Here is a 26,650-nt window from a genome sequence, read left to right as displayed (position 1 = left end):
CGGATGTAACCCATGGCTGAAGCAGTCGTCGAAAACGCCCCCGCCAAAGCTGGCTCGCCAGCGGCCAAGCCGCCGCTGTTTGGCATGGCGTTTCTGGAAAACATCTCGCAGATGCCCATGCTGCGCCAGATCGGCCTCATGGTCGGCCTGGCGGCCAGCGTGGCCATCGGCTTTGCCGTGGTGCTGTGGTCGCAACAACCCGATTACCGTCCGTTGTACGGCAGCCTGTCGGGCATGGACACCAAGCAGGTCATGGACACCCTGGCCGCTGCTGACATCCCCTATAACGTGGAGCCCAACTCGGGGGCCCTGCTGGTCAAGGCCGACGACCTCTCCCGTGCGCGCCTGAAACTGGCAGCCGCCGGCGTGGCGCCGAGCGACGGCAATGTCGGCTTCGAGCTGCTCGACAAGGAGCAGGGCCTGGGCACCAGCCAGTTCATGGAAGCCACCCGCTACCGCCGCAGCCTTGAAGGCGAACTGGCCCGTACCGTTTCCAGCCTCAACAACGTCAAGGCTGCGCGCGTGCACCTGGCCATCCCGAAAAGTTCGGTGTTCGTGCGTGATGAACGCAAGCCCAGCGCCTCGGTACTGGTCGAGCTGTACCCAGGCCGTGCACTGGAAGCCGGGCAGGTGATGGCCATCGTCAACCTGGTCGCCACCAGCGTGCCGGAACTGGATAAGTCCCAGGTCACCGTCGTCGATCAGAAAGGCAACCTGCTGTCCGAACAGATTCAGGATTCCGCGCTGACCCAGGCCGGCAAGCAGTTCGACTACAGCCGCCGGGTGGAAAGCATGCTCACCCAGCGTGTGCACAACATTCTGCTGCCGGTGTTGGGCAACGACCGCTACAAGGCCGAGGTGTCCGCCGACCTCGACTTCAGCGCGGTCGAGTCCACCTCCGAACAGTTCAACCCCGACCAGCCGGCGTTGCGCAGCGAGCAGTCGGTCGACGAACAACGTGCCAGCAGCCAGGGCCCGCAAGGCGTGCCTGGCGCGCTGAGCAACCAACCGCCAGGCGCCGCTTCGGCACCGCAGACCACCGGTGGCGCGGCTACCCCGGCTGCCGCCATTCAGCCTGGCCAACCGCTGGTGGATGCCAACGGTCAGCAGATCATGGACCCGGCCACCGGTCAGCCGATGCTCGCGCCGTACCCGTCAGACAAACGTCAGCAAAGCACCAAGAACTTCGAGCTGGACCGTTCCATCAGCCACACCCGCCAGCAGCAGGGGCGCATGACCCGCCTGTCGGTAGCGGTGGTGGTGGACGACCAGGTCAAGATCGACCCGGCCACTGGCGATACCACGCGGGCACCGTGGGGGGCCGAGGACCTGGCGCGCTTTACCCGCCTGGTGCAGGACGCAGTCGGCTTCGATGCCAGCCGTGGCGACAGCGTGACGGTGATCAACGTGCCGTTCGCCGCCGACCGTGGCGAGGAAATCGCCGATATCGCCTTCTACCAGCAGCCCTGGTTCTGGGATATCGTCAAGCAGGTGCTGGGTGTGGTGTTCATCCTGGTGCTGGTGTTCGGCGTGCTGCGGCCAGTGCTGAACAACATTACCGGGGGCGGCAAGCAGGCTGCCCCGGACAGCGACATGGAGCTGGGCGGCATGATGGGTCTGGATGGCGAACTGGCCAACGACCGCGTCAGCCTGGGTGGCCCGACAAGCATTCTGCTGCCTAGCCCGAGCGAGGGTTACGAGGCACAGCTCAACGCAATCAAAGGCCTGGTGGCCGAAGACCCGGGCCGTGTGGCTCAGGTCGTGAAAGACTGGATCAACGCCGATGAGTGATAACCGAGCCGTTACCGCCAAGCTGAGCCGCGTCGACAAGGCGGCGATCCTCCTGCTCTCGCTGGGCGAGACCGATGCGGCCCAGGTGCTGCGGCACATGGGCCCGAAGGAAGTGCAGCGGGTGGGTGTGGCCATGGCGCAGATGGGCAATGTGCACCGTGACCAGGTCGAACAGGTGATGAGCGAGTTCGTCGACATCGTCGGCGACCAGACCAGCCTGGGCGTCGGTTCTGATGCGTACATCCGCAAGATGCTCAACCAGGCCCTGGGCGAGGACAAGGCCAACGGCCTGGTCGACCGCATCCTGCTCGGCGGCAATACCAGCGGCCTGGACAGCCTCAAGTGGATGGAACCGCGTGCCGTGGCCGACGTGATCCGCTACGAGCACCCACAGATCCAGGCCATCGTGGTCGCCTACCTCGACCCGGACCAGGCCGGTGAAGTGCTGAGCAACTTCGACCACAAGGTGCGCCTGGACATCGTCCTGCGCGTGTCATCGCTGAACACCGTGCAACCCGCGGCGCTGAAGGAGCTGAACCAGATTCTCGAGAAGCAGTTCTCGGGCAACTCCAACGCTGCGCGTACCACCCTGGGTGGCATCAAGCGGGCGGCCGACATCATGAACTTCCTCGACAGCTCGGTGGAAGGCGCACTGATGGACGCGATCCGCGAAATCGACAGCGACCTGTCGGAGCAGATCGAGGACCTGATGTTTGTCTTCAACAACCTGGCCGACGTCGACGACCGGGGCATCCAGGCGCTGTTGCGCGAAGTGTCCTCCGACGTGTTGGTGGTGTCGCTCAAGGGCGCCGACGAGCGGGTCAAGGACAAGATCTTCAAGAACATGTCCAAACGTGCTTCGGAGCTGCTGCGCGACGATCTGGAGGCCAAAGGGCCGGTACGGGTCAGTGACGTGGAAACCGCGCAGAAAGAAATCCTCACCATTGCCCGGCGTATGGCCGAGGCCGGCGAGATCGTCCTCGGCGGCAAGGGCGCCGAGGAAATGATCTAAGGTATTCGCGATCCCATAGCCGACGCCGCCTTTTGTAGGCGCGGGTTTGCCCGCGAAGGCGTCGGCCCTGGCAATCGAGGTTGTCGCTGCCGACGCATTCGCGGGTGAACCCGCTCCTACAAGGGACCGTGTTGGCCGAACATGGTTTGAGAACATGACAGCATGCCTACCAAAGAACACCACCCCAGCGACCTGATCCGCGCCCGCGACCTTGAGGGCGTGGACGTGTGGACGCTGCCCAGCTTCGACCCGGAACCGGAGCCTGCGCCCGAGCCAGAGCCGGAACCCGAGGTCATCGCGGAAGAAGTCGAGGAAGTGCCGCTGGAAGAAGTCCAGCCGCTGACCCTGGAAGAGCTCGAAGCCATCCGTCAGGAGGCCTACAACGAGGGCTTCGCCACCGGGGAGCGCGAGGGCTTCCACAGCACTCAGCTCAAAGTCCGCCAGGAGGCCGAAGAGGCCCTGAAGGCCAAGCTGGAAAGCCTCGAGCGGCTGATGGCCAACCTGATGGAGCCGATCGCCGAGCAGGACACGCAGATCGAGAAAAGCCTGGTGCACCTGATCGCGCACATGAGCCGTCAGGTGATTGGCCGCGAGCTGCGCAACGATTCCAGCCAGATCACTCAGGTGCTGCGCGAAGCGCTCAAGCTGCTGCCCATGGGCGCGGACAATATCCGCATCCACCTCAACCCGCAGGATTTCGAGCTGGCCAAGGCCCTGCGCGAACGCCATGAGGAGAACTGGCGGCTGTTGGAAGACAGCGCGCTGCTACCGGGTGGTTGCCGCATCGAGACGGCCCACAGCCGTATCGATGCCACCATGGAAACGCGTATCGAAAAAGCGGTGGCGCAGCTGTTCGACCAGTTGCACGACCATTCCCTGCACCCGGCGGCGCCAGACCTGTCGATAGACCTGGACGCGCCGGCCGAGCGTGCCGTGGACAGCCCAGATGCACCTTGAACGCACCAGTTTCGGCAAGCGCCTCGGCTCTTACGCTGAGGCCATCGCGCTGCCGGCCCAGCCCATCGTCGAAGGCCGCTTGCTGCGTATGGTTGGCCTCACCCTGGAAGCCGAAGGCCTGCGCGCAGCAGTCGGCAGCCGCTGTTTGGTGATCAACGATGACAGTTATCACCCGGTGCAGGTCGAAGCCGAAGTCATGGGCTTTGCCGGGCCCAAGGTGTTTCTGATGCCGGTGGGCAGTATCGTCGGCATCGCGCCGGGGGCCCGGGTAGTGCCGCTGGATGACGGCGGCCGCCTGCCCATGGGCATGAGCATGCTGGGCCGGGTGCTCGACGGCGCTGGCCGTGCGCTGGATGGCAAGGGCGGGATGAAGGCCGAGGACTGGGTGCCGATGGACGGCCCGGTGATCAACCCGCTCAACCGCGACCCTATCAGCAAGCCGTTGGATGTGGGCATTCGCAGTATCAACGGCCTGCTTACCGTCGGCCGTGGCCAGCGGCTAGGCCTGTTCGCCGGTACCGGGGTGGGTAAATCGGTGCTGCTGGGCATGATGACCCGTTTCACCGAGGCCGAAATCATCGTGGTCGGCCTGATCGGTGAGCGGGGGCGCGAGGTGAAGGAGTTCATCGAGCACATCCTCGGTGAGGAGGGCCTCAAGCGCTCGGTGGTGGTGGCTTCGCCGGCCGACGATGCGCCGCTGATGCGCCTGCGCGCCGCCATGTATTGCACACGCATTGCCGAGTACTTCCGCGACAAAGGCAAGAATGTGCTGTTGCTGATGGACTCGTTGACCCGTTTCGCCCAGGCCCAGCGGGAAATTGCCCTGGCCATCGGCGAGCCACCGGCCACCCGGGGTTACCCGCCCTCGGTGTTCGCCAAGCTGCCCAAGCTAGTGGAGCGGGCAGGCAATGGCGAACCTGGCGGTGGTTCGATCACTGCGTTCTATACCGTGCTGTCTGAAGGCGACGATCAGCAAGACCCGATCGCCGACTCGGCGCGGGGCGTGCTTGACGGCCACTTTGTGCTGTCGCGTCGGCTGGCTGAGGAGGGCCATTACCCGGCCATCGACATCGAAGCGTCGATCAGCCGGGTCATGCCCCAAGTGGTCGATGCCGACCACTTGCGCCAGGCGCAGAAGTTCAAGCAACTGTGGTCGCGTCTGTCGCAAAGCCGCGACCTGATCAGCGTGGGGGCTTATGTGGCCGGCGGTGATCCGGAGACCGACCTGGCCATTGCCTTGCAATCGAAGCTGGTTGAGTTCCTGCGCCAAGGCCTGGGCGAGAATGTGGGCATGGCGCAGAGCCGCGAACAGCTGGGGGCGATTTTCACGCCCCCGGCAGGTTGATGAGCCATGGCGCTGCCCGGACGTGCCGCGCGCCTGGCGCCGGTGGTGGACATGGCCGAAGAGGCCGAGCGCAAGGCGGCTCAGCGCCTTGGCCATTTCCAGCAGCAGGTGGCCACGGCCCAGGCCAAGCTGGCTGAGCTGGAGCGCTTTCGCGAGGATTACCAGTTGCAGTGGATCAACCGCGGCGGGCAAGGGGTCAATGGCAGCTGGCTGGTCAATTATCAGCGTTTTCTGGGGCAGCTGGAAACGGCCATGACCCAGCAGCGGCAAAGCCTGGTCTGGCACCAGAACAACCTCAATAATGCCCGTGGTGCCTGGCAGCAGGCCTATGCCCGGGTGGAAGGTTTGCGCAAGCTGGTACAGCGCTACCAGGACGAGGCCCGGCGCGCTGAAGACAAGCGCGAGCAGCGCTTGCTGGATGAGCTGTCGCAGCGCCTACCGCGGCAAAACCCTCTATAGGTGTTCGCCGCAGGCCTTGCAGCGGAATAATTGGCCCGAAACAAATGCGATGTCTTGCCCGCGAATGCGGTGGCGGCTGCGACGGTGTATGACCGGGTATATTGGCTGGCAGGTCCGGCCTATTCGCGGGTGAACCCGCTCCTACCACGGTATTGGGCGACACCACCGATTGATGTAGGAGCGGGTTTACCCGCGAAGAGGCCGTACAGGCCATCAAAGCCACGAGCCTGCATCCGCTTGCCACCCCCACCATCGCCTGCTAAACCTTAGAGCAGTTGCATCCGCCATCATCGAAGGAATCGCTAGCATGGCAGTCGAGACTGATTTTTCGCAGGACGGGAAAAAGCTGACCATCAAGATCAAGGGGCGCTTCGATTTCGGCAAGCATCAGGAGTTTCGCGACGCCTACGAACGCCAGCCCAGGCGCCCGGATTCGGTGGTCGTCGACCTGAAGGACACCACCTACCTCGACAGCTCCGCGCTGGGCATGCTGCTGTTGCTGCGCGATCACGCGGGCGGCGACGAGTCGGATGTGCGGGTAGTGCATGCCAGCTCCGACGTGCGCAAGATTCTCGCTATCTCCAATTTCGAAAAACTCTTCGATATCAGTTGAGCGCCGACATGCCGGCCGAACAGGCGTTGACCGTGCTGGTCGCCGAAGACAGTGCTGTCGATCGCCTTCTGCTTGCGCAGATCGTGCGCCGCCAGGGGCATCAGGTATTCACTGCGGAAAACGGCGAGCAGGCGGTAGCGCTGTACCTCGAGCGGCGCCCGCAACTGGTGCTGCTGGACGCCCTGATGCCGGTCATGGATGGCTTCGAGGCGGCGCGGCAGATCAAGGCATTGGCTGGCGAAGCGCTGGTGCCGATCATTTTCCTGACGTCGCTGAATGAAGAAGAAGGCCTGGTGCGTTGCCTGGAGGCGGGGGGCGATGATTTCATGGCCAAGCCCTACAGTGCGGTGATCCTCGCTGCCAAGATTCGCGCCATGGATCGCCTGCGTCGCTTGCAGGCAACGGTACTGGAGCAGCGCGACCAGATCACCCGGCATCACCATCACCTGCTTAACGAGCAGCGGGTGGCCAAGGCGGTGTTCGACAAGGTGGCCCACTCTGGTTGCCTTTCAGCGCCCAACATTCGCTACCTGCAATCGCCTTACGCGCTGTTCAATGGCGACCTGATGCTGGCGGCATTTACCCCGGCCGGCGACATGCGTGTGCTGCTTGGCGATTTCACCGGTCACGGCCTGCCGGCGGCGGTCGGCGCCATGCCGATGGCTGAGGTGTTCTACGGCATGACCGCCAAGGGCTACGGCATGGCGCAGATCCTGCGCGAGATGAATGCCAAGCTCAAGCGCATCCTGCCGGTGGACATGTTCTGCTGTGCGCTGCTGCTCAACCTCAGCATGCAGCGCGGCTCGGTGGAGGTATGGAATGGCGGTATGCCTGATGGCTATCGCCTGTCGGTGGATGGCCAAGTGCTGTCGGCACTGAGTTCGCGGCACCTGCCGCTGGGCATTCTGGCCGCTGAGCGCTTCGATGACAGCACAGAGGTGTTGCCGCTGGCACCGGGCGAGCGCCTGTTGCTGCTGTCAGACGGTGTGCTCGATACCGCCGACGACCAGGAGCGCCTGTTTGGCGTACAGCGCCTGCGAGCGGTGCTGGCCGACAACCGCGACCCTGTGCAGTTGTTCGATGAGCTGATGCTGGCCCTGGAGCGTTTTGGTGGGCAGCCACGCGATGACATCAGCTTGTGCGATATTCGCATGTTCACTGCCGAGGAGCGGGTGCCGGCACCGATGATCTACTCTGATAGTGGCCGCTCCAGCCCGCTGGACTGGTCGCTGAGCTTCGAAGTGCGTGGCGAAAGCCTTAAGCGCTTCAACCCTGTGCCTTACCTGGTGCAGTTGTTGCAGGAAATTCATGGCCTGCGCGCACGTACCGGCAACTTGCACAGTGTGCTTAGTGAGTTGTATGCCAATGCGCTGGAGCATGGTGTGCTGGGCCTGGACTCACAGCTCAAGCGCGATGTGCAGGGCTTTACCGACTATTACCAGGAGCGCGCCCGGCGCCTGGGCTCGCTGACCGAAGGCTTTGTAAGCATCGATTTCAAGGTTGAACCGCATGGCGGCGGTGGGCGTCTGATGATCGAGGTGCGCGACAGCGGTGCCGGCTTCGACGTGCAGCAAGTGCTTGCGCGGCCTTCGCTGGATCAGGGGCTGAGCGGTCGCGGTCTGAATCTGGTGCGGCAGTTGGCCAGTGACGCGCGCTGGAGTGAAGGCGGGCGTTGCGCGCATGTGGAGTTCGTATGGTGAGCCACGGGTTGGCTCGGGCATAATCTGGCTTGATCAAGGAGTGAACAAGTGACTGACATGCATATTGACCACAAGGTACTCAGTGACCTGCGTGAGGTCATGGAAGATGGCTACCTGCAGTTGGTGCAGACTTTTCTCGACGACTCAGAGCGGCGTCTTGGCCAGCTGCACGCGGCCAAAAGCGCCGAGGAGCTTGGCGCGGCAGCCCACAGTTTCAAGGGCAGCAGCAGCAACATGGGCGCGGTGGCCTTGGCCAGCCTGTGCCAGCAGCTCGAAGAGCGCGCACGGCGGCCCCCGTTATATGGAATTGAAGACTTGATCAGCCGCATCGACATGGAATTCGTCGTGGTGCAGCACTTTTACCGCGGTGAGCAGCAACGTATTTCCGCAGGCTGATACGCGAGTTGGCGCGAGTCTTGCCTGTCTCTGCCCCGATGATTTTTGTTTCTGGCGCGGAGACCGCTCGATGCCTGTCGCACCCAACCCTTTGTTGCAAGCCAATGCCATTGCCAAGACCTCGCGTTCGGCCGCCGTGCAGGCGGACAAGCCGCTGCAGGCGCTGGGCGACAAGGGCGATGCCTTTGGCCAGGTGATGGCCAGGCAGGGCCGCGACAAGGTTACCGGGCAGGACGACAAGGTTGCTCAAGCCAAGCCCAAGGACAAACCTGATGCGGCAGCCGGCGGCAAGAAAGACCCGGCTGGCAAAGCTGCAGTTGCCGATGACGGCAACAAGTTGCCAAAAGAGGATTCGGCCCAGGCCGATACGGGTGTGCGTGATGCCAGCCTGGTGGCCGGTCAGGTCACTGATGCCCAGCCCGGCGCACAACTGATCCAGGCGCAGGCCGAGGCGGTGGCGCCCGTGCTGCAGGCGGCCACGGCGCAAACCCAGGTCGCCGCGGCACTGCCTGAAGAGCCGTCCGGCGAGGAGGCCTTCGATCCGGATGCTGACCCTCTGGCCAACCTGCCAACCCTGCGCTTCGCGCTGGAGCACAGTGCCCAGGCCAAGGGTGGCACCTCGGCACATGCCCTCGATGCTGCCCAGGCTCAGGGCGAGGAAGGGCAGGCGGCCGTCAATACCTTGGCGAATTTGGTCGAGAATGCCGATGGCGAAAGCACCGAATCCGGTGACAAGGCTTTTGGCAGCTTGCCTGAGGACGGCCTGAAAGACACCAAGAGTGCCAGCAGCGACACCCGCATCGATGATTTTGCCAACCGCCTGGCCAGCCTGACCCAGGCGGCCACGGCCAAGACCGCCAATGCCGTGCCGGCCAATGCGAACCCGCTGCATCAGCCATTGCCAATGAACCAGAACGCTTGGGCAGAAGGCCTGGTCAACCGGGTCATGTACCTGTCCAGCCAGAACCTCAAGTCGGCTGATATCCAGCTGGAGCCAGCAGAACTCGGTCGCCTCGACATTCGCGTCAATGTTGCGGCGGACCAGGCGACCCAGGTCACCTTCATCAGCGGCCACGCCGGCGTACGTGATGCCCTCGACAGCCAGGTGCACCGCCTGCGCGAACTGTTTGCCCAGCAGGGGTTGGCGCAGCCGGATGTCAACGTGGCTGACCAGTCGCGCGGGCAGCAACAACAGCAGGGGCAGGCGCAGGGCAGCAACTTTTCCGGGGTGGCGGCGCGCCGCTCCGAGCAGGGTGGGGTCGAGGCGGTCGATAGCGCCCGGCCTTTGGAGCAGCAGGTGGTTGTCGGCGACAGTGCGGTCGATTATTACGCCTGATAACGGTTGGCCTGGGCTGGCTTCTTCGCGGGCGAGCCCGCTCCAACAGGCGTTTCGTTGATTTCGAACCCTGTGCGGTAGCTGTGGGAGCGGTCGTGGCCGCGAAGCAGCCAGCACCGCAAAACCTGCTGGAATCCATCCCCTGCAAAATCTGGCATAACACTTGCTCAAGCCAAGCCATCCTCCCTTGAACCCCCCGATGGACGACGGATTATTGGCATGGCGAAGAGCGAAGCAGTCAAAGACCCCGCCACTAAAGGCAAACTCAAGCTGATCCTGCTGGCTGTCGTCGGCCTTTTGCTGGCGATCGGCCTTTCGGTGGGCGCTACCTGGTTCATCATGCACAAGAGCGAGCCGGCTCCGGCCGCCGAGGCCACGGCCAGCAACGTCAAGCCAGGGGCGATCTACGAGGCGCTGACCCCGGCCTTCGTGGTCAACTTCAACCAGAACGGCCGCCAGCGCTACATGCAGCTGAGCATCACTCTGCAGGCGCGTAACCAGGCCGACCTGGATGCCCTCAAGGTGCACATGCCGGTGATCCGCAACAACCTGGTGATGATGTTCTCCGGGCAAGGGTTCGACACCCTCGCCAGCAGCCCGGTAGGGCAGGAGATGCTGCGCCAGAAGGCCACCGCGGTGGTCCAGGAAGTGGCGCAGAAGGAAGTCGGCAAGCCGGTCATCGACCAGTTGCTGTTCACCAATTTCGTATTGCAGTAGGAGTCCGCAATGGCCGTACAGGACCTGCTGTCCCAGGATGAAATCGATGCCCTGTTGCACGGTGTCGACGACGGGCTGGTGCAGACTGAGAGTGCATCCGAGCCTGGCAGTATCAAAAGCTACGACCTGACCAGTCAGGACCGTATCGTGCGGGGTCGCATGCCGACCCTGGAAATGATCAACGAGCGCTTCGCCCGCTACACCCGTATCAGCATGTTCAACCTGCTACGCCGCTCCGCGGACGTGGCCGTGGGTGGCGTGCAGGTCATGAAGTTCGGCGAATACGTGCACTCGCTGTACGTGCCCACCAGCCTCAACCTGGTCAAGATCAAGCCGCTGCGCGGCACATCGCTGTTCATCCTCGACGCCAAGCTGGTGTTCAAGCTGGTGGACAACTTTTTTGGCGGCGATGGCCGCCACGCCAAGATCGAAGGGCGTGAGTTCACCCCGACCGAACTGCGTGTGGTGCGCATGGTGCTGGACCAGTGTTTCGTCGACCTCAAGGAAGCCTGGCAGGCGATCATGCCGGTCAGCTTCGAGTACATGAACTCCGAGGTCAACCCGGCCATGGCCAACATTGTCGGCCCCAGCGAGGCGGTGGTGGTGTCCACCTTCCACATCGAACTGGACGGCGGCGGCGGCGATCTGCACGTGACCATGCCGTACTCGATGATCGAGCCGGTGCGGGAAATGCTCGACGCCGGTTTCCAGTCGGACCTGGACGACCAGGACGAGCGCTGGGTCAAGGCCCTGCGCGAGGACGTGCTGGACGTGGCCGTGCCAATGACCGCCACGGTCGCCCGACGCCAGCTGAAGCTGCGCGACATCCTGCACATGCAGCCGGGTGACGTGATCCCGGTGGAACTGCCCGAGCACCTGGTGCTGCGCGCTAACGGGGTGCCAGCGTTCAAGGCGCGGCTGGGCTCGCACAAGGGCAACCTGGCCCTGCAGATCATTGACCCGATCGAACGCCGCTGACGGTGTGCCGGTCGCTTACAACGAATTGAATGCCTGTCGAGGAAATCATGGCTAACGAAAACGAGATCACCTCCCCAGAGGACCAGGCACTGGCCGATGAGTGGGCCGCAGCGTTGGAAGAAACCGGTTCTGCCGGCCAGGCCGACATCGATGCACTGCTGGGCGGGGACACCGGCAGCAGCGGCCCGGGCCGCCTGCCGATGGAAGAATTCGCCAGCTCGCCGAAGCCGAACGAAAATGTCAGCCTCGAAGGCCCTAACCTGGACGTGATCCTGGATATCCCGGTGAACATTTCCATGGAAGTGGGCAGCACCGAGATCAACATCCGCAACCTGCTGCAGCTCAACCAGGGCTCGGTGATCGAGCTCGACCGCCTGGCTGGCGAGCCGCTTGACGTGCTGGTAAACGGCACCTTGATCGCCCATGGCGAAGTAGTGGTGGTCAACGAAAAGTTCGGCATCCGCCTGACCGACGTGATCAGCCCCAGCGAACGTATCAAGAAGTTGCGCTGAGTGAAGGGCACGATGCGCGCCATCGCCGCGGCAGCGGTGCTGTTCGCCAGCCACGCTTGCCTGGCTGCGGCCACGCCAGCGGCCACCCCGGTGGCTCAACCTGGCAGTCTCGGCGGGCAGTTGGCGCAGATGGTCTTGGGCCTGCTGCTGGTGGTGGGCCTGATCTTCTTCCTGGCCTGGCTGCTGCGGCGCCTGCAGAGCACCGCTGTGAAGGGTGGGCAGGTGATCGAGATTGTCGGCAGCCGTGCCATCGGCCCGCGTGACCGCCTGCTGCTGGTGCAGGTAGGCAAGGAGCAGATCCTGATAGGCCATACCCCCGGCACCATCGAGGCCCTGCATGTACTGGCCGAACCCGTGGAAGTACCGGCAAGCGTCCGTCAGGCGACGCCGGAGTTTGCCCAGCGGCTGATGGAGCTGATGGGCAAGGACCCTAAGGACAACAAGTGATGAGCGGCGCGCTGCGTACGTTGTTGACTCTGGCGCTGCTGCTGGCTGCGCCGCTGGCCCTGGCCGCCGACCCGCTGTCGATTCCGGCCATCACCCTGTCCAACACCCCGGACGGGCAACAGGAATATTCGGTCAGCCTGCAAATCCTGCTGATCATGACCGCGCTGAGTTTCATCCCGGCGTTCGTCATTCTGATGACCAGCTTTACCCGCATCATCATCGTGTTTTCGATCTTGCGCCAGGCCCTGGGCCTGCAGCAGACGCCCTCGAACCAGTTGCTCAACGGCATGGCGCTTTTCCTGACCATGTTCATCATGGCCCCGGTGTTCGAGCGAGTGAACCAGGATGCCCTGCAGCCGTACCTGAAGGAGCAGATGACTGCCCAGCAGGCGATCGACAAAGCCCAGGGCCCGCTCAAGGACTTCATGCTGGCGCAAACCCGGCAGAGCGACCTTGACTTGTTCATGCGCCTGTCCAAGCGCACCGACATCGCCGGCCCCGACCAGGTGCCGCTGACGATCCTGGTGCCGGCATTCGTCACGTCGGAGCTCAAGACCGCGTTCCAGATCGGGTTCATGATCTTCATCCCGTTCCTGATCATCGACATGGTCGTGGCCAGTGTGCTGATGGCCATGGGTATGATGATGCTGTCGCCGCTGATCATCTCGCTGCCGTTCAAGATCATGCTGTTCGTGCTGGTCGACGGCTGGGCGCTGATCATGGGCACCCTGGCCAGCAGTTTCGGCGGCGTCTGACGCCGTCAAGGAGAGCCGCCGATGACACCTGAAGTTGCTGTCGACCTGTTCCGTGACGCCCTGTGGCTGACCACCCTGCTGGTCGCCGTGCTGGTTGTGCCAAGCCTGTTGGTGGGTCTGGTGGTGGCGATGTTCCAGGCAGCCACGCAGATCAACGAGCAGACCCTGAGCTTTCTGCCGCGCCTGCTGGTGATGCTGATCACGCTGATCATTGCCGGGCCGTGGCTGGTGCAGAAGTTCATGGAGTACATCACCAGCCTATACACCAGCATCCCGCAGCTGATTGGTTGACGCGACAATGCTGGAACTGACCGATACGCAGATCGGCACCTGGGTCGCCACCTTCATCCTGCCGTTGTTCAGAGTAACGGCGGTGCTGATGACCATGCCGATTTTCGGTACCCGCATGTTGCCGGCGCGGGTGCGCCTCTACGTGGCAGTGGCGATTACTGTGGTGATCGTGCCTGCACTGCCACCGCTGCCTGAATTCGACCCGCTGAGCCTGCGCGGTTTGCTACTGTGCGCCGAGCAGATCATCGTTGGCGCGCTGTTTGGCCTGGCCTTGCAGTTGTTGTTCCAGGCTTTCGTGATTGCCGGGCAGATTGTTGCGGTGCAGATGGGCATGGCCTTCGCCTCGATGGTTGACCCCGCCAACGGGGTCAACGTCACGGTAATCAGCCAGTTCATGACCATGTTGGTGAGCGTGCTGTTCCTGTTGATGAACGGGCACCTGGTGGTGTTCGAGGTGCTGACCGAGAGCTTTACCACCTTGCCGGTGGGGAGTGCGCTGGTGGTCAATCACTTCTGGGAGCTGGCCGGACGCATGGGTTGGGTGTTCGGTGCTGGGCTTTTGTTGATCCTGCCGGTAATCGCTGCGCTGCTGGTTGTGAACATCGCCTTTGGCGTGATGACCCGTGCGGCACCGCAGTTGAATATCTTCTCGATCGGTTTCCCGTTGACCCTGGTCATGGGCATGGCCATTTTCTGGATCGGCCTGGCCGATATCCTCTCCCACTACCAGGCATTGGCCAGCGAAGCGCTGCAATGGTTGCGTGAATTGGCAAGGGCGCGCTGATCATGGCGGAAAGCGAGAGCGGTCAGGACAAGACAGAAGAGCCCACCGAGAAGCGCAAGCGCACTGCCCGCGAGAAGGGAGAGATCGCGCGCTCCAAAGAGTTGAACACCGTGGCGGTGACGTTGGCCGGCGCGGGTGGCTTGCTGGCGTTTGGTGGGCACCTGGCCGAGACCTTGCTTGCCATGATGCGCATGAATTTCAGCCTGACCCGCGACATCATCGTCGACGAGCGCGCCATGGGGGCCTTTCTTCTGGCTTCGGGCAAGATGGCCATCTGGGCGGTACAGCCGATACTGATCCTGTTGTTCGTGATCGCCTTTGTCGCACCCATCGCCCTGGGCGGTTTCCTGTTTTCCGGCAGCCTGTTGCAGCCGAAATTCAGCCGCATGAACCCGTTGTCGGGGATCAAGCGCATGTTCTCGATGAATGCCCTGACCGAGTTGTTGAAGGCGCTCGCCAAGTTTTTCGTGATTCTGGTAGTGGCGATAGTGGTGCTGGTCAACGACCGCCAGGCGTTGCTCTCCATTGCCAACGAGCCTTTGGATCAAGCGATCATACACAGTGTTCAGGTGGTTGGCTGGAGTGCGCTGTGGATGGCGGCAGGGTTGTTGCTGATTGCGGCGGCGGATGTACCATTCCAGCTGTGGCAGGCACACAACAAGCTGAAGATGACCAAGCAGGAGGTGCGTGACGAGTACAAGGACTCCGAAGGCAAACCCGAGGTCAAACAGCGTATTCGCCAGCTGCAGCGCGAGGCTTCGCAGCGGCGCATGATGGCGGCGGTGCCTGATGCAGACGTGATCATCACCAACCCGACGCACTATGCGGTGGCCTTGCAATACGACCCGGAGAAGGGTGGGCTGGCGCCACTGTTGCTGGCCAAGGGGACCGACTTCATTGCCTTGAAGATCCGCGAGATTGGCGTGGAGCACAAGGTCCAGATTCTCGAGTCGCCAGCGCTGGCGCGGGCGATCTATTACTCCACCGAAATTGAGCAGGAAATCCCTGCTGGCCTGTACCTGGCGGTGGCCCAGGTGTTGGCGTATGTGTTCCAGATTCGCCAATACCGATCCGGCAAAGGCAAGCGCCCAGAGCCGCTGAAAGACGACCTGCCGATCCCGCCGGACCTGCGCCGCGACAGTTGACCTTGTATCACGGCTTCTGGCCCTTTCGCGGGCGCGCCGGCTCCCACACGGTGGTGGACACCTGTCGGTGGTTGGGCGCAGGCCGTCGTGTAGGAGCGGGTTCACCCGCGAAAGGGCCGGTACCAGCCACATAAATCCCTCGCCGAGCAAAGTTGGAAAGCTTCTTGCAAAGCCACGCCCAGGCGCCCCCTGGGCGTCAAAGTTTTGCATCAAGAGGACGCGCGGTGGATCGCACTCAGTTAATCAGCAACGCCCGCAACAACCTGGCCGGGCTCGGCCGGGGCAACCTGGGGGTGCCGCTGTTGCTGCTGGTGATGTTGGCAATGATGATGTTGCCGATACCGCCGTTCCTGCTCGACGTGTTCTTCACCTTCAACATCGCCCTGTCGATCGTGGTGCTGCTGGTGTGTGTATACGCCCTGCGTCCGCTCGACTTTGCGGCGTTCCCGACCATTCTGCTTTCCGATTCCGCCGGATTTGCGGCGTGACAGTTGAAAGTTTCTTGACCGTTTCTGGGATTGCTCAAGATCGAGCGCCGTTTGAGCGGCGCTTAATCTCAATTGGGTGATCAATAAATTACCATCCGAAAAACACCAACGACATCCAATAGCCTGATGGTACGAATTATACTTGTTGTTCGGTCAGCAGTATTGGCTAGGATCCAAGTTGTTTAAGATAAGTACCAGTTTGTCAAATTCGATACCATGTTGCTGGCATGCTTTCGGAAAAAGACTATGGCTTGTAAGCCCGGGAAGGGTGTTAAGCTCAATAAGGTACGGCTCTGTGTTGTGGACGATGAAGTCTGCTCTAAAGTAATCAAGCTCAAGTGCCTCAGCGATAGCAGAGCAGTAGTTGGTGACTAGTTGATGGGTGCTCCTGTCTAGGATGGAGAGGGTGGCATTCGTCTTGGTGGATATGAATTTCGCATCATAAGAGAAGAAATCACTCTCAAATTCAACTGTATAGATGGGTAGCGTGGATTTGTTTAAATAGCATACGGATAACTCGGGCCCACTTATAAATTCTTCTATTAGAATTCCAGTGTGAAATTTTGCTGCTGCGTTTATAGCAGGCTGGAGGTCAGCTTTGAGGTCGCGGACCAGAGACACACCGAAGCTACATCCTTCACGGTTAGGTTTGACGATGCAGGGTGTTCCTAGGCGTTCACTGATTTCTTCAAAACAAACGTCATCACCGTTTTTCGAGTAAAGATAGTTTGCGACATTTATTCCAAGTCCTCTTGCAATATGCTTCGTTAGAAGCTTGTCCATGCAGATTGCGCTGGCCTGAGGAGAAGGGCCATTATATGGGATCCCTAGTCCTTCTAAATATGCTTGTGCCATCCCGTTTTCACCGAAACCGCCATGAAGCGCCAAAAAGACTCTGGTGAATTTAGCGAGGTCCAGACTAAGCAGTTCTCTATAGTCCGAAATGGTGAAAATCTCATGGCTGATTTGGAGGGTTTTCAACGATTGTGAGACAGCTTCGGAAGTTTGAAGGGAAACCTCCCGCTCCGAGGAGTTTCCACCCGTTATAATTGCAATATTTTCAATCATTTCATTTGCCCCCTATGATTTAAGTGGATAAGCTGAAGCACCTTTTGTGAAAGCGATTCTGCACCTGCTCGAACGGTTTTGATGTCCATGTCGCTGGTAAAGGATAAGCGGATCGCACTGTTGGCCCTCATTGCGCTGTGCCCAATCCCGGTGATGACGTAAGAGGGGGAAAGATTGTTAGAGTTGCAGGCTGATCCGGAAGAGATGCAGACGTTTCTCAAGCAACTAATCAAGGTTTCTGAGCGCATCCCAAGAATGGAAATATTCAAGATGTGAGGTGTCGAAACAGCGTCTGGAGAATTAATTAGGAACGCGATGTCATGCTTGTTTAGTGTTTCAAGTATTGCATTTCTCAGTTGTTTCGCAGCGGACCATGAGGCAGGGTAATCCTTGTTCTTTAGTCGACGTGCCGCAGCGCCGAATCCGGCGATCAGTTGAGTGGGAAGTGTGCCGCTACGGAGTGAAGATTGACCGCCGCCAAATGTGAGAGGACGCAAACGAGAAAAGCTGGAGGAAGAAACATAGAGGGCGCCGATGCCCTTTGGCCCTTCGATTTTATGGGCTGAAATCGAAGCGCAATCTACGCCAAGTTCTTTGACGTTGATAGGTAGCTTGCCCAACGCTTGAGCGGCATCGATATGGAAAAGTGCATTTGAGTTTTCTAATGCCTTTTTGATTTCTAGAAGGTTTTGAAATGTGCCTATTTCGGAATTCACATAAGAAATAGAGAGCAGTGATGTGTTTTCATCCAGTAGGCTGTTTAGATGCGTTAGATTGACTCGTCCGTCTGAATCGATTTTCATTCGTCGAATCTCTATGTTGCGTTTTTCTAATTCTTCTGCGGCTAAAAGACTGGATTTGTGGTCGATAGGGCATATAATTATATTGCTTCTTGCGGTGGTGGCGCTTCCAAGAATCGCAATGTTATTGCTTTCCGTGGCGCCAGATGTGAAAACTATTTCAGCCGGTGTGCAGCCTAGCAGCTCAGAAATATGTGAAGCACTTTCAAAGACAGCACTCCGTGCAAGACGGCCTAGAATGTGCGCAGATGAGGGGTTTCCGTAGTTGATGTTGTCATATTTCGCCATTTCCTTTATGACGTCATCAGCGCACGGAGTAGTGGCTGCAGCATCTAGATAGATTACCGAGTCTGGTTGCATGGCTGGCCTCTCAAGTTCTATAGGTGACGATATGGATGCCTTTGCTGTATATTTCTTCGGTCGTGAGCTCCCCGCTCCCTCCCAGATCTGCCACCAATATGCTTACAGGATCGAACTCGTAAAGTGAGAGGGCGATCTCAACTCCCTTTCTAATTGGAGCATGGCATTCATTTGGGGCGAGGAGAATCAAAAGGCGAGCGCCTGCTCTATAGGCTTCGGAAATCATTTCTGTTATTTCACCTGCGCAACCGGTCATGCCGCAACTGACCAGTGGTAAAGGTGTGCCCGAAGAGTCAGTGAATGAAATCTCGGACATTTCTGGTTGATCTGGAATACATCGTTTCTCGAGTTTTCCTTGCTTCACCAGTCGAGAAGCCTCATTTTGAAAGCGATTTTTCAACCATGTCTCGGGGAAACAAAGTGTATGTTTGCGACTGGGTGTGATATTTTTTGTAGTGACGATTGAGGATGAGTTAAGGTGCGTGAGGTAGCTTGTTGGAAGTTGCTTGAAGTGGTTGTAAAATTCGGCCCTATAGTCTTGAGTGATTTTGTCGCTTGGGACGTATTGCCAATCGTTGATCAAAAGGAGTAGGTTTCCGCTTTGGTTATTCTTGACTATATGGTGCTCTGCGAATTCTATAGCTAACTTCCAAGAATAGGTGGGAAATATGCCCACTCGCTCCTTGATTTGTGCTTTTAATGTAGGGTCTTGTATGTCCTCAAAGACTCCTGGTGCCAGTCGATCGCTCTGTTTGTCATAAAATAGCATGAAGTGGCCGGCCATGATGTGAGCGGCATTCAAGGGTTCGGCATCCATGAAGTTGAAAATGCGACTTTTTAGCTCGGCTTCTGTAAATGCAAAGCTTTCATGTGTCGTTATTTTTTTCATAATTTATCCTTGCGGGTAGTTTTGGGGTGAGGGTTATTGAGTAAATGCATTGGTAAGATCGCGAGTTAATTCGTCTGGGTCTTCAAGTCCGAGATATATCCTTGCGCACTCACTGTTAATGCCTAGTCTTTTTGCTGAGGGCATGTCGCGAGTATCAATAAGATTGACGAGGCTTGTCGTGCCGCCCCATCCATAGCCGATCTTTATTAGGTTTAGTCGGTTCAGGCGAGATATCAGTTCGTTGCGAGAGCATGAAAATTCAACGGTGAAAAGGCTGTTGAATCCATAGATCATCGAGTTTTGTAGGTGGAGCTCAGTGTTTTGGAGAATGGGATGTATTGCCTGTTTTAAAAGAGGCAGTGGCTTGAGGCTTCTAAGTACCTTGCGAGTCGTACTCATTTGAAATGATAGGCGAGCGCCGAGCGTGCTGATTGATCGAATTGCTGCTGAGCAGGCGTGTGAGCTCACATGGTTGCCCGTTAATGCGGAGGTGGTTTTAAGGTTTACATACAGATCTTTTCGCTTGGTTATTAGTGCTCCGAGAGAGATGCCCTCTACAGCCCCGTGGTATTTGCTCATTGAAATCAAGCTGATGTCCGCGCCGAGTGATAAGGGGTGGTGAAATAGTGATGCTGCCCATGTGTTGTCGGCCACAATCAACGCTGGGTGGTCGTGTCTTGATTCGACGATCGCATTAATATTCATGACCTCGTACGTGAATGCGCCTGGGTTTTCAAATATGATTAATTTTGTCTTTAGAGTTAGTTTATTTTTTAGAGTCGCGGCTTCGCTAGGTGTGAAGTATTCAATTTTTACACCAATATTTTCAAAGTGATTCAGCAGCCATCGTGTGGAGTAAACGATGGTGTCTCCAGCAAGTACGTGATCACCTGGTTTCACGAATGTTGTCAGCAACAGGTTGAAGGCGGACTGCCCGGAAGGTGTTAAGACTGCGAACTTGCCCTTCTCGAGGTCGGCTACCCGCTGAGAAAGTTGTCGAGTCGTTGGTGTGTCAACGCCGCCATAGTACAGACCACTGAAAAGATCATTGTCTATGTCTGCTAGGCTTTCTTCATTGATGGGTGGCAACTGATCAAAGGTGTCGACTAAATAGCTGGTGCACTCCATGGCTGGCGTTTGTGTGGATTGGATTCCTCCTGTGGGGAAGAGGCCAACCTGGGCCAGTTTACTACGTGTCATCTCAGGCATCGCTTGCCTCGAACTCATTGAGAAGAAGGATTATTTCTTTAACTTCGCCAACCTGAGGTGCACAGACATTGGGTAAGGGATATTCGAGGGAGGCTTCACCGAATCTATGGAAATACTCCAGCAGTTCACCTTCGGGAGTGCCCCAGCGCAGGTAATTTTCATTCTCGCTTTCGCGGCTACTCCGCAGTGGGTGCTGGACCGCCCAGTTTGCACTTAAGGTAATAGGCTGTCCTGTCTCCTGCTTAAGCTTTATGAGTCCATTAAGCAAGTTTCGGCGACTGATATGTGCTTCACCCAAGCCAAAAAGTAATGCGCACCCGCAATCGATATGATTTGCAGCCATAAAATCCAGAGCTTGTAAGAATCGGTCTTTCCACGTTTGTTTATTGCCATCAACGTCTTTGCTCATGCCCCCAATTTCTTGTGGTTCAAGCGTTTCGAGTCCGATGAATATATACCTAAGGCCACATTTGGCTAGCCTTTGAATAACGTCCTTTTTTCTAAGAATCTGATCGATCGTGAATTGGCCTCCGAAAATGACTTCTAAAGGGGCTTTCTCAAGTAATTGACACAGCTGTGTGATTGCGACTGGGCTACCGCTAAGGAATATCGAATCTTCGACGAATGCGCTTGCCCCCTTGCTGGGGTGATCTTGCATTACTGCGCTAACTGTCTCGTTGAGTTGATTGTAGAGTCGTCGTGGGGCGCCTTGTATGTCCTGGATGTTTCCGGCAATGCTGCGGCGTTCACTGCAAAAATTACAATCATAGATACACCCAGGCCCAGTATCGCTGAATATATGTGAGGTCATGCGCCCCTCGAAAACATCAAATGAAGCGGTGACCCCAAATGTACCGACCACTGAGGGTAATTCGTCGCGCTTCAGAGGTACGCCATCACTTACAAGTGTGTTATCGATGCGTGGGAAGTCAGCGATCCATCGCCCTTCAGTTTTCATATCCAGGTTTTCTGCAATGAACGTCGCTGGGCTTTGATTGCAGCGACTAAAAAGCTCGCCAATCTCTGCAATCAATTTTTCCGCCTCTCCGGAAATTATGACGTCAAATAGTGGAGGGATTTCACACTCTCTGATAAGGCGCCCCGGCGAGGCTCTATGGTGTTTGACGAGTGAGGGTAGCCTCTTTCTTTCGTCAGCAAGGTATATCGTTTCATTAACGTGCCGCCCACCCAGTACGATGAGTAATCTATCGCCGAACATTTTTCTAGCGACTTTTGCACATTCCACTGCGCCAGGCATGCAGAGCGTCATGGCGCCAATGAATAGAATGTTGGGTCGAGATGCTTGTATTAAATTTTCATAGCGATGCATGTCATCCAGTGAGTACATGAGCAAAAAATGCTCTCTCAACTTTTTGTCGAGTCGCCCCCAGTTGCTGTTTCCCCAAGCACCTTTCCTTTGTTTAGCGAGGCTTGCCGCATAGCGGCATGCGTTAAAGAGGCTGACAGGGTCAGTGCTGTTCAAAGCCCTGCCTGATTTGTGGCCGCTGATGCATTCCGGCGCAGAGACCGCGATCGCTCGAATCTGTAGATGAGGCGTGACGATTTTGGGGGCGGACGACCGCTCGCCCAGGGTCGCCCTCTTAGTGATTTGCAAAGGCATGCTCTTCCATTCCTGAATATCGGCAAATGCCGTTGTTATTTTTTTTGGATATTGGATACAGTAGCCAAAATCTCCTGACTGAGGCCTGTCGAAATGAAACAAAATGTGATCGCACTGGTTTTTGGGGGGCGGAGCTCAGAGCATTCAGTGGCGCTACGCTCCGCCGCTACAATCCACGCGGCGCTGATGGCTCTCGGTCACAGGGTGCACTGTGTAGGGATAGATCGTGAGGGCAACTGGAGGTATCAAGGAGAGCCGTGCCAGTTCCCTGGTGCGGTTGATCGGTCGGCTCCGTTGATTTCAATTCGTCCAGGCCATCGCTCGCTCTCATACACAACTCAAGAGAGCGGCACGGTGGAGATTGGGATCGATTTGCTTTTCCCGGCACTGCATGGTCGGTGGGGGGAGGATGGAACAATTCAAGGATTGGCAGCGATGTGCGGTTTGCCGTGTGTGGGCTCCGGGGTGCTAGGTTCGGCAATGGCCATGGATAAAGATGTCACAAAGAGAATGGTCCAGTCTGCCGGGCTTGTTGTGGGGCCTTGGCTGGCCTTGAACTCCATGCGTCCTTGGGAGGAACTGGTTGAGTGCCTGGGTAGCAGCACGCTCTTCGTAAAGCCCGCTACTTCGGGCTCATCGATTGGTGTGTCTAGGGTCTCCAACGCCTTGGAATATGCTGCGGCATTTGCTATTGCAGCACGAGAAGACACAAAGGTGCTGGTGGAGGCTGCTGTCTGTGGAAGAGAGATAGAGTGTGGTGTGCTCGAGCTTGAGGAGGGTTTGATGGCCTCGGTGGTGGGTGAAATAATCAAAAAGGAAGGGCACGCCTATTACGATTATCAGGCGAAATACGATTCCAACAGTGTGACAGGTCTTCGTGTGCCAAGCTTGTTGCCACCTGACATTGTCGCGCGCATCCAGGCTTTATCTGTCCAGGCGTTTAGATGCCTTGAACTGAAGGGGTACGCCAGGGTGGATTTTTTCTTGACAGAAGAGGGTGAGATTATTCTCAATGAGATCAATACCTTACCCGGATTTACGAGTGCCAGTATGTACCCGAAGATGTTTGAGTGCTCCGGTTACCCTCCGCCGAAGTTGGTAGGAGCGCTAGTCGAATATGGGCTCTCATCAGCATCTAAAGAACGTTTATGACACGTCCTGCCGACGCCGCTTCTCAAGAAACGTAACGATTGCATCTCGTCCCTCGGCAAGGTGCTCGGCTAAAAATTGCTTGGCGGCTTCGCGATCACCCTTGGCGCAAGCGCTCAAAATGCTTTTATGATCCTGTTGCGATTTCTTGTGATAGTCGAGATTTGTCAACAAAAAACGAAGATGGCGATCCACCGAGTCATGAAGGGACTTAATTAATGCAAGTAACCTGGGGCGCTTTGCTTTTGAATAAAGAAAGTGATGGAATTTTTCATTGAGTTCGCTAAGGTGGTGCGGGTCGGTGGCATGCTCCATGGCAGATATGAGTTCGTACATCTGCGCCAGATCATTTTCTACGATGTTGTCAAAACCAAAGTCCAAGGCGGTGCATTCTGCCATGATCCGCATATCATAGATCTCGACAATGTCTTCAATCGTCATGATCGCTACAGAGGCCCCTTTATGGACTTCGTAGGTAACAAGCCCTTCGGCCTCCAACTGCCTTATGGCGTCCCTTATCGGCATTCGACTCAAACCGAATTTTGAGGCTAGCTCTTCTTGGCGCAAAGCCGTACCTTCGGCTATTGCGCCAGAAAGTATGCCTTCGCGTAGCGACTCGACTACATAATCCATCGCGGTTTTATGGCGATGTTTGTCAGGAACGATAAAGCTATCGAGAGAGTTTGCCACCATGTTCTCCGGGTCAAGCGATGTAGTCAAAAGCGCTGGCGAAGGTATCACAGACTCACTAGAGCTACCAATCGAGTAATTGGCATGATGTTCATGCCTTTGAGCAGTCATTGGCTCCCTACATCCGCATAGAAACCATGAGCTTTTGCATGATCAAGTCGCTCAGAATTTTTTTGCAGTGGGCCTCCCTCTCTTTGGCTTTTCAAGAGGTTCAGCCTTGGGCCTTTGCCGTTGAGGCGAGTGGGGCGGGAGGTCTCGTTTCTCTCGGTGATTGCCTGCTGATGAGCCATCAGCCAACGCGATGGAGTTCGCCCGGTTCATCTTTTCGTGTGGGTGTCAGCCAAAGTTGGAAAGCTTCTTGCAAAGCCACGCCCAGGCGCCCCCTGGGCGTCAAAGTTTTGCATCAAGAGGACTCGCGGTGGATCGCACTCAGTTAATCAGCAACGCCCGCAACAACCTGGTCGGGCTCGGCCGGGGCAACCTGGGGGTGCCGCTGTTGCTGCTGGTGATGTTGGCAATGATGATGTTGCCGATACCGCCGTTCCTGCTCGACGTGTTCTTCACGTTCAACATCGCCCTGTCGATCGTGGTGCTGCTGGTCTGTGTATACGCCTTGCGCCCGCTCGACTTCGCTGCGTTCCCCACCATCCTGCTGGTGGCCACGTTGTTGCGCCTGGCCCTGAACGTGGCGTCCACCCGTGTGGTCATGCTGCATGGCCAGGAGGGCCACGGCGCTGCCGGTAAAGTGATCCAGGCCTTTGGTGAGGTGGTGATCGGCGGTAACTACGTGGTCGGTGCGGTGGTGTTCGCCATCCTCATGATCATCAACTTCGTGGTGGTGACCAAGGGCGCCGGGCGTATCTCGGAAGTGAGTGCGCGTTTCACCCTCGACGCCATGCCCGGCAAGCAGATGGCCATCGACGCCGACCTCAATGCCGGCCTGATCGACCAGGCCCAGGCCAAGCACCGCCGTGCCGAGGTGGCGCAGGAGGCCGAGTTCTACGGTTCGATGGACGGTGCCAGCAAGTTCGTGCGCGGCGACGCCATCGCCGGCTTGCTGATCCTGTTCATCAACCTGATCGGTGGCATGCTCATCGGCATGCTGCAGCACAATATGTCGTTCAGCGAGGCCGGCAAGGTCTATGCCCTGCTGACCATTGGTGACGGTTTGGTGGCGCAATTGCCATCACTGCTGCTGTCCACCGCCGCCGCGATCATGGTCACCCGTGCTTCAGGCTCTGAAGACATGGGCAAGCTGATCAATCGGCAGATGTTCGATTCGCCCAAGGCGCTGGCGGTGTCGGCGGGGCTGATGATCGTCATGGGCCTGGTGCCGGGCATGCCGCACATTGCCTTCCTCAGCCTCGGCCTGATGGCGGCCGGCGGCGCCTACCTGGTGTGGAAGAAGCAGCAACAGGCCAAGGTCAAAGCCCAGCAAGAGGCGCAGCGTCAGCAGGACCTGCTGCCCTCGCCACAGCGTGCGCTGGAAACCAAGGAGCTGGGTTGGGACGACGTCACTCCTATCGACATGATCGGCCTGGAGGTCGGCTATCGGTTGATCCCGCTGGTCGATCGCAACCAGGGCGGCCAGTTGCTGGCGCGGATCAAGGGCGTGCGCAAGAAGCTGTCGCAGGACCTGGGCTTCCTGATGCCCACCGTGCACATTCGTGACAACCTCGACCTGCAACCCAGCGCCTATCGCCTGACCCTGATGGGGGTGATTCTGGCCGAGGCGGAGATCTACCCGGACCGCGAACTGGCGATCAACCCTGGGCAGGTGTTTGGCACCCTCAACGGTATTGCCGCGCGCGACCCGGCGTTTGGCCTGGAAGCGGTGTGGATCGACGTCGGCCAGCGCTCACAGGCGCAGTCGCTGGGTTACACCGTGGTCGATGCCAGCACCGTGGTGGCCACCCACCTCAACCAGATTCTGCAGAAACACTGCCACGAGCTGATCGGCCACGAAGAGGTTCAGCAACTGCTGCAGGTGCTGGCCAAGGCATCGCCTAAACTTGCAGAAGAGCTGGTGCCGGGTGTCATTTCCTTGTCGGGGCTGCTCAAGGTGCTGCAAGCCCTGTTGTCGGAACAGGTGCCAGTGCGCGATATTCGCAGTATTGCCGAGGCTATCGCGAACAACGCCGGCAAGAGTCAAGATACCGCCGCACTGGTGGCGGTGGTGCGCGTCGGATTGTGTCGCGCCATCGTGCAAAGCATTGTCGGCGTTGAGTCGGAGCTTCCAGTGATTACCCTGGAGCCAAGGTTGGAACAGATTTTGCTGAATAGTCTGCAAAGGGCCGGGCAGGGTCAGGAAGATGGTGTTCTTCTGGAGCCTAGCATGGCCGAGAAGCTGCAACGTTCGCTGATCGAGGCGGCCCAGCGCCAGGAAATGCAGGGTCAGCCGGCCATCCTGCTGGTCGCCGGCCCGATCCGCGCCATGTTGTCGCGTTTCGGTCGCCTGGCTGTACCGAATTTGCATGTTCTGGCGTATCAGGAAATACCGGACAACAAGCAAGTCACCATCGTTGCCACCGTGGGCCCTAACGGCTGAGGTAGGGGATAATGCAAGTTAAGCGATTTTTCGCCGCCGATATGCGTCAGGCCATGAAACTGGTCCGTGACGAGCTGGGCGCCGATGCCGCAATCATTGGCAACCGCCGCATTGCCGGTGGTGTCGAGCTGACGGCCGCGCTGGACTACAAGCTGTCCGCCCTGGCCCCGCGTGTGCCCAACGCCGAGCTGGAAGAAGAGCTGCGCAAGACCCACACGCGCATTGCCACTGCCCAGGCCGAGCTGGACCAGCGTCAGGACAGCAGCGACAACAACCGCCAATTGTTCGCCGGGCAATCTTTGACCGCTGCCGAACCGTTGATCGAGCCGCACGTCGATGCCCCTGAGGCCGCCGCCGTACCGGCTGCTGCGCCGGTTGACCCGCGCCTGTTCGATGCCATGCGCTCGGAGCTGTCGGGCCTGCGCGAGCTGCTGGAAGTGCAACTCGGTTCGCTGGCCTGGAATCAGCTGCAGGGCAGCAAGCCGCAGCAGGCCAACCTTTGGCGCCGCCTGCAGCGCATCGGCCTGTCCGGGCCGATCGCCCGCGAGCTGCTGGACCTGACCGCCGAGATCGAGGAACCGCGCCAGGCC

At 58.5% G+C, this 26,650-nt stretch carries 25 protein-coding genes and 2 pseudogenes; 21 read left to right on the top strand and 6 right to left on the bottom strand.

Going from position 1 to position 26,650, the window contains the following annotated elements:
- The first annotated feature begins 12 nt into the window (after nucleotides 1-12).
- From fliF to ACTJJN_RS16230, 18 genes and pseudogenes are all read left to right on the top strand, one after another.
- Entirely contained in the window at nucleotides 13-1,791 is a 1,779-nt protein-coding gene (gene fliF, locus ACTJJN_RS16315) for a flagellar basal-body MS-ring/collar protein FliF (protein ID WP_012051625.1), read from the top strand.
- Nucleotides 1,784-2,803, top strand: a complete 1,020-nt coding sequence (fliG, locus tag ACTJJN_RS16310; protein ID WP_003254434.1) for a flagellar motor switch protein FliG — start codon at nucleotides 1,784-1,786, stop codon at nucleotides 2,801-2,803. Before fliF ends, fliG begins: the two co-directional genes overlap by 8 nt.
- A 162-nt stretch (nucleotides 2,804-2,965) precedes the next feature.
- Nucleotides 2,966-3,760, top strand: coding sequence for a flagellar assembly protein FliH (gene fliH / locus ACTJJN_RS16305; RefSeq protein ID WP_012051627.1), 795 nt, complete (start codon nucleotides 2,966-2,968; stop codon nucleotides 3,758-3,760).
- A complete protein-coding gene (gene fliI / locus ACTJJN_RS16300) occupies nucleotides 3,750-5,105 on the top strand; it encodes a flagellar protein export ATPase FliI (RefSeq protein WP_012051628.1) in 1,356 nt (451 codons plus the stop codon). Before fliH ends, fliI begins: the two co-directional genes overlap by 11 nt.
- A 6-nt stretch (nucleotides 5,106-5,111) precedes the next feature.
- Complete coding sequence (fliJ, locus tag ACTJJN_RS16295; RefSeq protein WP_012051629.1) at nucleotides 5,112-5,564, top strand: flagellar export protein FliJ; 453 nt, start codon at nucleotides 5,112-5,114, stop codon at nucleotides 5,562-5,564.
- 307 nt (nucleotides 5,565-5,871) lie between these two features.
- Nucleotides 5,872-6,177, top strand: coding sequence for an STAS domain-containing protein (locus tag ACTJJN_RS16290; RefSeq protein ID WP_003254426.1), 306 nt, complete (start codon nucleotides 5,872-5,874; stop codon nucleotides 6,175-6,177).
- An 8-nt stretch (nucleotides 6,178-6,185) separates the two neighbouring features.
- Entirely contained in the window at nucleotides 6,186-7,877 is a 1,692-nt protein-coding gene (locus ACTJJN_RS16285) for a fused response regulator/phosphatase (RefSeq protein ID WP_003254425.1), read from the top strand.
- Nucleotides 7,878-7,925: 48 nt separating this feature from the next.
- Entirely contained in the window at nucleotides 7,926-8,273 is a 348-nt protein-coding gene (locus tag ACTJJN_RS16280) for an Hpt domain-containing protein (RefSeq protein WP_004577674.1), read from the top strand.
- 70 nt (nucleotides 8,274-8,343) lie between these two features.
- Entirely contained in the window at nucleotides 8,344-9,609 is a 1,266-nt protein-coding gene (locus ACTJJN_RS16275) for a flagellar hook-length control protein FliK (RefSeq protein ID WP_440781422.1), read from the top strand.
- A gap of 219 nt (nucleotides 9,610-9,828) precedes the next feature.
- Complete coding sequence (gene fliL, locus ACTJJN_RS16270) at nucleotides 9,829-10,326, top strand: flagellar basal body-associated protein FliL (RefSeq protein ID WP_010955083.1); 498 nt, start codon at nucleotides 9,829-9,831, stop codon at nucleotides 10,324-10,326.
- A gap of 9 nt (nucleotides 10,327-10,335) precedes the next feature.
- On the top strand, nucleotides 10,336-11,304 hold the full coding sequence (gene fliM, locus ACTJJN_RS16265) for a flagellar motor switch protein FliM (protein ID WP_003254418.1): 969 nt from the start codon (nucleotides 10,336-10,338) through the stop codon (nucleotides 11,302-11,304).
- 47 nt (nucleotides 11,305-11,351) lie between these two features.
- Nucleotides 11,352-11,816 carry a flagellar motor switch protein FliN gene (gene fliN / locus ACTJJN_RS16260; protein WP_003254417.1) on the top strand — a complete coding sequence of 155 codons (465 nt, stop codon included), beginning with the start codon at nucleotides 11,352-11,354 and terminating at the stop codon, nucleotides 11,814-11,816.
- Between the two features lie 12 nt (nucleotides 11,817-11,828).
- A complete protein-coding gene (gene fliO, locus ACTJJN_RS16255; protein WP_012051632.1) occupies nucleotides 11,829-12,263 on the top strand; it encodes a flagellar biosynthetic protein FliO in 435 nt (144 codons plus the stop codon).
- Nucleotides 12,263-13,018, top strand: coding sequence for a flagellar type III secretion system pore protein FliP (gene fliP, locus ACTJJN_RS16250; protein WP_012051633.1), 756 nt, complete (start codon nucleotides 12,263-12,265; stop codon nucleotides 13,016-13,018). The genes fliO and fliP overlap by 1 nt, the downstream gene beginning before the upstream one ends.
- Nucleotides 13,019-13,039: 21 nt before the next feature.
- On the top strand, nucleotides 13,040-13,309 hold the full coding sequence (gene fliQ, locus ACTJJN_RS16245; RefSeq protein WP_012051634.1) for a flagellar biosynthesis protein FliQ: 270 nt from the start codon (nucleotides 13,040-13,042) through the stop codon (nucleotides 13,307-13,309).
- 7 nt (nucleotides 13,310-13,316) lie between these two features.
- Nucleotides 13,317-14,093, top strand: a complete 777-nt coding sequence (gene fliR, locus ACTJJN_RS16240) for a flagellar biosynthetic protein FliR (RefSeq protein ID WP_012051635.1) — start codon at nucleotides 13,317-13,319, stop codon at nucleotides 14,091-14,093.
- A gap of 2 nt (nucleotides 14,094-14,095) precedes the next feature.
- Nucleotides 14,096-15,238 carry a flagellar biosynthesis protein FlhB gene (gene flhB / locus ACTJJN_RS16235; RefSeq protein ID WP_014755781.1) on the top strand — a complete coding sequence of 381 codons (1,143 nt, stop codon included), beginning with the start codon at nucleotides 14,096-14,098 and terminating at the stop codon, nucleotides 15,236-15,238.
- A 224-nt stretch (nucleotides 15,239-15,462) separates the two neighbouring features.
- Nucleotides 15,463-15,699, top strand: a pseudogene (locus tag ACTJJN_RS16230) (FHIPEP family type III secretion protein); the annotation flags it as partial.
- A 180-nt stretch (nucleotides 15,700-15,879) separates the two neighbouring features.
- Here the strand turns inward: ACTJJN_RS16230 and ACTJJN_RS16225 are convergent.
- The 5 genes from ACTJJN_RS16225 to ACTJJN_RS16205 are packed head-to-tail and all read right to left on the bottom strand — an operon-like array spanning nucleotide 15,880 to nucleotide 21,673.
- Nucleotides 15,880-16,794, bottom strand: coding sequence for a D-alanine--D-alanine ligase family protein (locus ACTJJN_RS16225; RefSeq protein ID WP_012051638.1), 915 nt, complete (start codon nucleotides 16,792-16,794; stop codon nucleotides 15,880-15,882).
- The gene (locus tag ACTJJN_RS16220; RefSeq protein ID WP_012051639.1) at nucleotides 16,791-17,954 is read right to left on the bottom strand and encodes a cysteine desulfurase family protein; all 1,164 of its coding nucleotides are present in this window, start codon (nucleotides 17,952-17,954) and stop codon (nucleotides 16,791-16,793) included. Before ACTJJN_RS16220 ends, ACTJJN_RS16225 begins: the two co-directional genes overlap by 4 nt.
- Nucleotides 17,955-17,964: 10 nt before the next feature.
- Nucleotides 17,965-18,843, bottom strand: a complete 879-nt coding sequence (locus ACTJJN_RS16215) for an LPD16 domain-containing protein (RefSeq protein ID WP_012051640.1) — start codon at nucleotides 18,841-18,843, stop codon at nucleotides 17,965-17,967.
- 33 nt (nucleotides 18,844-18,876) lie between these two features.
- Nucleotides 18,877-20,043, bottom strand: a complete 1,167-nt coding sequence (locus ACTJJN_RS16210) for a PLP-dependent transferase (RefSeq protein WP_014755784.1) — start codon at nucleotides 20,041-20,043, stop codon at nucleotides 18,877-18,879.
- 1 nt (nucleotide 20,044) lies between these two features.
- A complete protein-coding gene (locus tag ACTJJN_RS16205) occupies nucleotides 20,045-21,673 on the bottom strand; it encodes a B12-binding domain/radical SAM domain-containing protein (protein ID WP_012051642.1) in 1,629 nt (542 codons plus the stop codon).
- Nucleotides 21,674-21,766: 93 nt separating this feature from the next.
- Between ACTJJN_RS16205 and ACTJJN_RS16200 the strand changes: the two genes are divergently transcribed.
- Nucleotides 21,767-22,825, top strand: coding sequence for a D-alanine--D-alanine ligase family protein (locus ACTJJN_RS16200; RefSeq protein WP_012051643.1), 1,059 nt, complete (start codon nucleotides 21,767-21,769; stop codon nucleotides 22,823-22,825).
- On the opposite strand, the gene ACTJJN_RS16195 is transcribed toward ACTJJN_RS16200, so the two are convergent.
- Nucleotides 22,820-23,515 (bottom strand): GntR family transcriptional regulator, encoded by a 696-nt coding sequence (locus ACTJJN_RS16195; protein ID WP_017148172.1) that lies wholly within the window; start codon nucleotides 23,513-23,515, stop codon nucleotides 22,820-22,822. The genes ACTJJN_RS16200 and ACTJJN_RS16195 overlap by 6 nt on opposite strands.
- A 415-nt stretch (nucleotides 23,516-23,930) precedes the next feature.
- On the opposite strand from ACTJJN_RS16195, the gene flhA reads away from it, so the two are divergent.
- On the top strand, nucleotides 23,931-26,060 hold the full coding sequence (gene flhA / locus ACTJJN_RS16190) for a flagellar biosynthesis protein FlhA (RefSeq protein ID WP_440781421.1): 2,130 nt from the start codon (nucleotides 23,931-23,933) through the stop codon (nucleotides 26,058-26,060).
- A gap of 11 nt (nucleotides 26,061-26,071) precedes the next feature.
- Nucleotides 26,072-26,650: pseudogene (gene flhF / locus ACTJJN_RS16185) on the top strand (flagellar biosynthesis protein FlhF); the annotation flags it as partial.

This window comes from Pseudomonas sp. 22515 (assembly GCF_052044625.1).
GTDB lineage: Bacteria > Pseudomonadota > Gammaproteobacteria > Pseudomonadales > Pseudomonadaceae > Aquipseudomonas > Aquipseudomonas alloputida.
This window is presented reverse-complemented; position numbering and strand designations above follow the sequence as displayed.

Excerpts from the sequence above, each read along its gene's own strand:
- fliN (WP_003254417.1), top strand. The coding sequence starts at position 11,352 with ATGGCTAACGAAAACGAGATCACCTCCCCAGAGGACCAGGCACTGGCC.
- fliR (WP_012051635.1), top strand. The coding sequence starts at position 13,317 with ATGCTGGAACTGACCGATACGCAGATCGGCACCTGGGTCGCCACCTTC.
- fliM (WP_003254418.1), top strand. The coding sequence starts at position 10,336 with ATGGCCGTACAGGACCTGCTGTCCCAGGATGAAATCGATGCCCTGTTG.
- fliJ (WP_012051629.1), top strand. The coding sequence starts at position 5,112 with ATGGCGCTGCCCGGACGTGCCGCGCGCCTGGCGCCGGTGGTGGACATG.
- ACTJJN_RS16290 (WP_003254426.1), top strand. The coding sequence starts at position 5,872 with ATGGCAGTCGAGACTGATTTTTCGCAGGACGGGAAAAAGCTGACCATC.
- ACTJJN_RS16215 (WP_012051640.1), bottom strand. The coding sequence starts at position 18,843 with ATGAAAAAAATAACGACACATGAAAGCTTTGCATTTACAGAAGCCGAG.
- ACTJJN_RS16200 (WP_012051643.1), top strand. The coding sequence starts at position 21,767 with ATGAAACAAAATGTGATCGCACTGGTTTTTGGGGGGCGGAGCTCAGAG.
- ACTJJN_RS16225 (WP_012051638.1), bottom strand. The coding sequence starts at position 16,794 with ATGATTGAAAATATTGCAATTATAACGGGTGGAAACTCCTCGGAGCGG.
- fliP (WP_012051633.1), top strand. The coding sequence starts at position 12,263 with ATGAGCGGCGCGCTGCGTACGTTGTTGACTCTGGCGCTGCTGCTGGCT.
- ACTJJN_RS16220 (WP_012051639.1), bottom strand. The coding sequence starts at position 17,954 with ATGCAACCAGACTCGGTAATCTATCTAGATGCTGCAGCCACTACTCCG.
- fliG (WP_003254434.1), top strand. The coding sequence starts at position 1,784 with ATGAGTGATAACCGAGCCGTTACCGCCAAGCTGAGCCGCGTCGACAAG.
- fliO (WP_012051632.1), top strand. The coding sequence starts at position 11,829 with ATGCGCGCCATCGCCGCGGCAGCGGTGCTGTTCGCCAGCCACGCTTGC.
- fliH (WP_012051627.1), top strand. The coding sequence starts at position 2,966 with ATGCCTACCAAAGAACACCACCCCAGCGACCTGATCCGCGCCCGCGAC.
- fliL (WP_010955083.1), top strand. The coding sequence starts at position 9,829 with ATGGCGAAGAGCGAAGCAGTCAAAGACCCCGCCACTAAAGGCAAACTC.
- fliF (WP_012051625.1), top strand. The coding sequence starts at position 13 with ATGGCTGAAGCAGTCGTCGAAAACGCCCCCGCCAAAGCTGGCTCGCCA.
- ACTJJN_RS16275 (WP_440781422.1), top strand. The coding sequence starts at position 8,344 with ATGCCTGTCGCACCCAACCCTTTGTTGCAAGCCAATGCCATTGCCAAG.
- flhB (WP_014755781.1), top strand. The coding sequence starts at position 14,096 with ATGGCGGAAAGCGAGAGCGGTCAGGACAAGACAGAAGAGCCCACCGAG.
- fliI (WP_012051628.1), top strand. The coding sequence starts at position 3,750 with ATGCACCTTGAACGCACCAGTTTCGGCAAGCGCCTCGGCTCTTACGCT.
- ACTJJN_RS16285 (WP_003254425.1), top strand. The coding sequence starts at position 6,186 with ATGCCGGCCGAACAGGCGTTGACCGTGCTGGTCGCCGAAGACAGTGCT.
- fliQ (WP_012051634.1), top strand. The coding sequence starts at position 13,040 with ATGACACCTGAAGTTGCTGTCGACCTGTTCCGTGACGCCCTGTGGCTG.
- ACTJJN_RS16210 (WP_014755784.1), bottom strand. The coding sequence starts at position 20,043 with ATGACACGTAGTAAACTGGCCCAGGTTGGCCTCTTCCCCACAGGAGGA.
- ACTJJN_RS16205 (WP_012051642.1), bottom strand. The coding sequence starts at position 21,673 with ATGCCTTTGCAAATCACTAAGAGGGCGACCCTGGGCGAGCGGTCGTCC.
- ACTJJN_RS16195 (WP_017148172.1), bottom strand. The coding sequence starts at position 23,515 with ATGGTGGCAAACTCTCTCGATAGCTTTATCGTTCCTGACAAACATCGC.